The 6,402-nt window shown below is 63.2% G+C and carries 6 protein-coding genes; 3 read left to right on the top strand and 3 right to left on the bottom strand.

The annotated features are described in order from the left end of the window. Window positions 1-55: 55 nt before the first annotated feature. From tssC to WS62_RS19455, 3 genes are read right to left on the bottom strand one after another with little or no spacing between them, the layout of a single operon-like run. Complete coding sequence (gene tssC / locus WS62_RS19445) at window positions 56-1,546, bottom strand: type VI secretion system contractile sheath large subunit (protein ID WP_010117218.1); 1,491 nt, start codon at window positions 1,544-1,546, stop codon at window positions 56-58. Between the two features lie 16 nt (window positions 1,547-1,562). Then, window positions 1,563-2,081: a type VI secretion system contractile sheath small subunit gene (gene tssB / locus WS62_RS19450; protein ID WP_066574124.1), complete on the bottom strand. Its 519-nt coding sequence runs from the start codon at window positions 2,079-2,081 to the stop codon at window positions 1,563-1,565. Between the two features lie 36 nt (window positions 2,082-2,117). Continuing rightward, entirely contained in the window at window positions 2,118-2,786 is a 669-nt protein-coding gene (locus WS62_RS19455) for a tetratricopeptide repeat protein (protein WP_066494898.1), read from the bottom strand. A gap of 376 nt (window positions 2,787-3,162) precedes the next feature. Here WS62_RS19455 and tssJ point away from each other — a divergent pair, with 376 nt between their 5' ends. The 3 genes from tssJ (at window position 3,163) to icmH (ending at window position 6,014) form a co-directional block, all read left to right on the top strand. Continuing rightward, window positions 3,163-3,777, top strand: coding sequence for a type VI secretion system lipoprotein TssJ (gene tssJ / locus WS62_RS19460; RefSeq protein WP_066494900.1), 615 nt, complete (start codon window positions 3,163-3,165; stop codon window positions 3,775-3,777). Between the two features lie 108 nt (window positions 3,778-3,885). Further along, on the top strand, window positions 3,886-5,232 hold the full coding sequence (gene tssK / locus WS62_RS19465; RefSeq protein WP_066574125.1) for a type VI secretion system baseplate subunit TssK: 1,347 nt from the start codon (window positions 3,886-3,888) through the stop codon (window positions 5,230-5,232). After that, on the top strand, window positions 5,229-6,014 hold the full coding sequence (gene icmH / locus WS62_RS19470) for a type IVB secretion system protein IcmH/DotU (RefSeq protein ID WP_066494904.1): 786 nt from the start codon (window positions 5,229-5,231) through the stop codon (window positions 6,012-6,014). The genes tssK and icmH overlap by 4 nt, the downstream gene beginning before the upstream one ends. Window positions 6,015-6,402: the final 388 nt, after the last annotated feature.

Here is a 6,402-nt window from a genome sequence, read left to right on the forward strand (position 1 = left end):
AAGAGGTGGTTTTAACGTCCTACCCGGGCGGCCCGCCCGGGCGATCTCAACTCGCTTATGAATTTGCCGGTTTGGGCAGATCAGCGACAAGGCGCAGAGAAATCGACAGCTCGTCGAGCTGGAAGTGCGGGCGCAGGAACGCGACCGAACGATACGCACCCGGCTTGCCGGGAATCTCTGACACTTGTACGGAGGCTTCGCGCAGCGGAAACTGCGCTTTCTGTTCCTGAGTCGCGTTGTCGTCCAGCAGCACGTACTGCGAAATCCAGCGATTGAGGAACGTTTCGACGTTCTGCGCGGACGCGAAGCTGCCGATCTTGTCGCGCATCATCGCCTTCAGGTAATGCGCGATGCGCGATACCGAGAAGATGTACTGCAGTTGCGCGGACAGGACGGCGTTCGCATTGGCGCTGTCGGTGCTGTATTTCTTCGGTTTCTGCACCGACTGCGCGGCGAAAAACGCGGCGTAGTCTGAATTCTTGCAATGCACGAGCGGAATGAAGCCGAGGTCGCTCAGCTCCTTCTCGCGGCGATCGGTGATCGCGATCTCAGTCGGACACTTGAGCGCGATTTCCCCGTCGTCGGTCTTGAACGTGTGGGTTGGCAGATCCTCGACGAGGCCGCCGCCTTCAACGCCGCGGATCGCCGCGCACCAGCCGAAATCGTCGAACGCGGCTGTCAGACGCGCGGCGAACGCCCACGACGCGTTGCACCACAGGTACTTGTTGTGATCGGTGCCGTCAACGTCCTCGACGAAGTTGAAGCTCTCCGCGATCGCGCCGTCCTTCGGATTGAACGGCAGGCGGCCGAGGAAGCGCGGCAGCGTGAGGCCGACGTAGCGCGAATCCTCGGAGTCGCGGAACGACTTCCACTTCGCGTATTCGACGGTGTCGAACACCTTGCCGAGGTCGCGCGGCTTGCCGAGATCGGCGAACGACTCGAGGCCGAGCAGCTCGGGCGCGGCCGATGCGACGAACGGCGCGTGCGCGGCCGCCGCGACGTGCGACATCTGCTCGATGAAGTACAGGTCTTCCGGCTGGCGCGAGATCTCGTAGTCGCCGACCAGCACGCCGAACGGCGAGCCGCCGAAGGTGCCGAATTCTTCTTCGTACACCTTCTTGAAGAGCGCGCTCTGATCGAACTCGGACGCGTTCTTGAAATCGCGCACGAGATCGCGCTTCGGCGCGTGCAGCGCCTTGATCTTGATCGTCGAACCGGTGTTGCTTTCCTTCACCAGGTAGTCGAGCCCGCGCCACGTGCTCTCGAGACGCTGGAACTCGGCCGCGTGCATCACGGCCGAGAGCTGCGACGAGATCAGGCGATCGAGCTCCGCGACGCGCGCGTCGATCGTCGCAGACAGGTTGTCCGACACGACCACCGTGCCGTCGAGCACCTGATTGACGAGTTCGCCGATCAGGTCCTTCGCGCGCGCATGCTCGGATTCGGATTTCGCGACCTTGCTCTTCTCGACGATGTCGTCGAGCAGCGAGGATTCCGTGCCGGCCTGAGCGCCGGTCGATTGGGCCGCAGCCGTTTGCTGGTTCATTTCGCCACCCCGTTACTCATTCGCCCTGCTTGTCGCCGCCGTCGGCGCTTTTCTTCAGCGCTTCCAGCTGCTGCGTGTTCGACAGCACTTCGCTCAGCAGGTCTTCGAGCTTGTCGTTGCCGGCCAGTTTGTTGCGCAGATCGGCGAGCTTCGAGCGCGCCTCGAGCAGACGCCTGAGCGGCTCGACCTGCTCGACGACTTCGTCTGGATTGAAATCGTTGACCGAACGGAACTTCAGATCGACCGCGAACTTGCCGCCCGCTTCGCTCAGGCGGTTCTCCACCTGGAACGCGGCGCGCGGCTCGATCGCCTTCATCACGTCGTCGAAGTTGTCGCGATCGATGTTGACGAACTTGCGGTCGCGCAGCTTCGGCTGCTCGACTTCCGACTGCCCGGCCAGATCGCCGACCACCCCGACGACGAACGGCAGTTCCTTGATCTCGATTGCGTCGCCCCGTTCGACCTCGTACGTCAGTTGGACGCGGGGCGGCCGCACTTTCTGCAAGCGCTTTTGAATGCTTTCTTTCTTCGCCATCGACGGCTCCCGATTAGTGTGTGGATCGCGCGCGGTTTAACGCAGTGCGCTGAACGGATCGCCGCCTGCCGCCTTCGCGGGTGCCGGCGTGGGTGCCGGCGTCACGGGCGCGGCGGGAGCAGCCGGCGCCGCGGGTGCGGCCGCCGTGCTGTTTTCGGCGGGCGCGGCCTCGTGCACGGGCGGCTTCGCGCGGCGCACGATGCGGCGCTTCTTCACGACGGGCTTCGTCTGCTGCTCGGGCGGAAACAGCGCGGCTTCGCCGAGTGTGTCGCGCAGTTGCTTCGCGAGCGCCTGCGCATCCGACTTCGCGTCGCCCGCGAGCGACGAATCCTGACGCAGCTCGCCGAGCGATTCGGTTGCGATGCGCAGGCCCGCGACGGCAAGCACGCTCTTCGCCTGACGATCGGTCTTGTCGCGCTGCAACGCCTCCTGAGCGGCGACGATCGCCTGGCCGTAGTGGCCCTGTTGAAACTGGATCTGAGCGATTCGCGACCACGGCTCTTCGCGTGTCGGATCGGATTTCGCAAGTTGCTGATAAAGGCCGATCGCGCGATCCTGATCGCCTGCCTTCGCCACCGCGTCGGCGTCGGCCAACGATTTGTTGAATGCTTCGGACGTGGGCGGAGTCGGCTGCGACGCGCAACCGGCGATGATGCCGCAGGCCAACACTACCCCAGAAAGTTTTGCGAAGAGACGGTCTTTCATCGTTTATTTCCCCGGCGCGGGCGTTTTAAATCGTTGAGAATTCGTGATTTTGCTTTGCTACAAGCGCGCGGGTATAGTACCGATCAATTTTTCATAATTCAATCTTCGCGTGAAGAGCGGCCGTTTTAAAAGCAGCGCAGCGCGCCGCCCGACGCGGCCGCGCACGCCCGGGGAATCACATGTGTACCGCTCCCAATGCAATTATTGCCGCAAAAGAATTTGATTTCGCCCAATTTGTGGAAATTTTTTCCGAATACAACGACACGGACGGCGATCTGTTCGGCAATTGAAGACGCAGACATTTTTTGCGCCGCCAAATCGGCCAAGTAACTGATAGTTTTGACAGGGAGCAAAGGGCGTCGCGCCCGGAAAATCGATGAATCCGCATGTGACTCGTTACGCGCTGCCGCTCGCCGCCTGCATCCTGCTCGGCGGCTGCGCGGCCGCCGTGCCGCTCCTCGGTTCGGCGGGCAGCGCCGCGCTGCAGATGGTGGGCGTCGGCAAGCCCGACGTGCCCGATTCGCAGAAGCCGCCGCGCAACGTCGGCCTGACGCTCTACGCCGCGCCGAACCTCAACGCCGCGAACGACAATCGCCCGCTCGCGCTCGTCGTGCGTCTCTACGCGCTGAAGGATCCGACGTCATTCCAGCAGGCGCCGTTCGACAGCTTCACCGATCCGGCCAAGGAAAAGACCGCGCTCGGCAACGATCTGCTGAGCGTGCGCGAAATCACGCTGATTCCGGGACAGCGCTACAACGCGACCGAAAAGGTATCGCGCGAAGCGCAGGCATTCGGCATCGTCGCGCTTTTTCGCGACCCGGCGCTGCAGCGCTGGAAGCTGACTTTCGATCCTGCGAAGTCCGAGAAATCCGGCATAATTATCGGCCTGCACAACTGCGCGATGACCGTGACGGGCGGCACCGTCCTCCCTTCGCAGCAGGGCATGTCGGCGGAGCGGCTCGATTTGCTCTCGTCGGTGAACTGCGGGTGAAATTCGCGATGACATTTAAAAGTCATTTAACAAGGATTAACGATTCGCTTGCCAATCGCGACGCGAATAAACCGACCAACGGCCCAATCACATTTAAGCGGATTTGACATGAGTTATTCGGCCAAGGTGCTCTGGGGGGAAGGCCTCTTTCTGAGGCCGCAGCACTTTCAGCGGCAGGACGCGTATCACGAAGCGCGCCTCTTCGAATCGATTCAGGCGATCCAGCCGTACAACTGGGGCGTGCGTTCGGTGCGGTTCGATCGCGATGCGCTCGGCAGCAACGTGTTGCGCGCAAGCGAACTGTCGCTCGTGTTCCCGGACGGCGCGCTCTACTCCGCGCCGCAGGCCGACGAACTGCCGCCGCCCATCGCGCTCGACACGCTGCCCGACGGCATCAACGAATTCACGTTCTACCTCGCGCTGCATCCGCTGCGCGAGACGGGCTCGAACTACGCGGAAAACCGCGACGGGGGCTTCGTGTCGCGCTTCGTCAGTGAGCAGGCGAGCGTCGCCGACCACTTCACCGACGCCGCCGAAGCCGACATCATGTTCCTGAAGACCAACGTCAAGCTGATCGCGCACAGCGAGCCGCGCGACCAGTTGCTGTCGATTCCGCTCGTGCGCGTGCGCCGCACCGCGACGTCGGGCTTCGAGATCGACGACAGCTTCGTGCCGCCGTGCCTCGCGATCGAGGCGTCGCCGATCCTGCATCAGCGCCTGCGCCAGCTGATCGACGCGCTGCAGGCGAAAGTGAACGCGCTGTACGGCTTCCATCGCGAGCCGACGAAGAACATCATCGAATTCCGCTCGGGCGACATCGCATCGTTCTGGCTGCTGCACACGGCGAGCGCCGCGTTCGCCGCGCTCGCGCACCTGCACCAGCATTCGGCGCTGCATCCGGAGCGGCTGTTCCAGGAACTGCTGCGCCTCGCCGGCCAGTTGATGACATTCTCGAAGGGCTATGTGCTCGCCGATCTGCCCGCTTATCGGCATGACGATCCGGGCCCCGGCTTCGCGCGCCTCGACACGATCCTGCGCGACCTGCTCGAGACCGTGATCTCGACACGCTACTTCGCGATCACGCTCGAGGAAGTGCGGCCGTCGTTCCACGTCGGACGGCTCGATTCCGGCAAGATCGACGACAAGACCGCGTTCTATCTCGCGGTGTCTGCCGACATGCCTTCCGTCGAACTCGTCGAGGCCGTGCCCGCGCGCTTCAAGGTCGGCGCGCCGGATGACGTCGACAAGCTCGTGCTGTCCGCGATGCCGGGCGTACGGCTTGGATACACGCCGCAGGTACCGCCCGCGATTCCCGTGCGCCCGGGCGCATGCTACTTCGCACTCGATGCGCGCAGCCCGCTCTATGAGCGGATGCTGCAGGCCCAGTCGGCGATGATCTACGCGCCGTCCGGAATCAACGATCTCAAATTCGAACTGATCGCCGTCACGTCATGAGTTACGCGCCTTCCCTTTTCGGCGGCAACACGCCGCCCCCCGCGCCGCAAACGGTGTCGTCGACCGACGCCGGCTTCCAGGCGCGCTCGCTCGTCGATCTGCTGTACGACGGCTTCTTCATGCTGTTCCTGCTGAAGAACGGCCGCGAGCCGGGCGATGCATCGGAGTTCGGCACGCGCATCCAGGAATTCCTCAGCGAGTTCGAGCGCGGAGCGAAGAAGCTCAACATCGCCGCCGAGGACGTCTATGCGGCGAAGTTCGCGTTTTGCGCGGCGATCGACGAATCGGTGCTGTCGTCGCAGTTCAAGATCCGCGCGGACTGGGAGCGCCGGCCGCTGCAGCTCGTGCTGTTCGGCGAGCAGCTCGCGGGCGAGAAGTTCTATCAGTATCTCGAAGAATGCCGCGCGCAAGGCGCGGCGCGGCTGCAGTCGCTCGAGGTGTTCCACATGTGCCTGCTGCTCGGCTTCCAGGGCAAGTATCTGCTCGAAGGGCCGGAGAAGCTCGCGTATCTGACCGCCCGGCTGGGCGACGAGATCGCGCATATGAAGGGCAAGCGCGCGCCGTTCGCGCCGCATTGGCCGCTGCCGGATCAGATCTCGCATCGGCTCAAGCGCGAGGTGCCGCTGTGGGCGATCGGGGCGGTGTTCGCGCTCGTCGGGCTGCTTGCTTACGCCGGGCTCAATACGTATCTGCGCAATAGCACCGTGAAGGCGTTGGCGCCTTATTCGCAGGTCATCAAGGTCGGGCCGGAGTCGGCTAATTTGACGATTTCGTTGCCTTGAGGGGAGCCCGGCTGGATGCCGGGCTTTTTATTTCGACCGATGCGATAACAGGTCGCGCTTTCGTCGGGCCACTTACGGCGACTAGCGCCTTCATCACGTCCGGAGAGAGCGTGGCACTGACAGCCCCGCCAATTGCACCGTATCCAGCACCCGACGCGTCCCGCGTTCGCAACGGCCCGCAATCCTAGACGCGGCGCGGCTTCGCCAGCGGCCGCCGCCTATTGAGAATTACTGAATCCATGACAACCGATTTTCTTCCGATGCGTTATACAGTCATCACGCTGAATGGAGGTTCGGTTGATGGCCAAAATGGACGAAGCTACGCGCAAGCGGGTGCGTGCTGGTCGGCTGATGTTGGCGGGCAAAACGCCGGCCGAAGCAGCCAAGG

The sequence above is a fragment of the Burkholderia sp. ABCPW 14 genome, from assembly GCF_001523835.1.
Classification (GTDB): Bacteria; Pseudomonadota; Gammaproteobacteria; order Burkholderiales; family Burkholderiaceae; genus Burkholderia; species Burkholderia mayonis.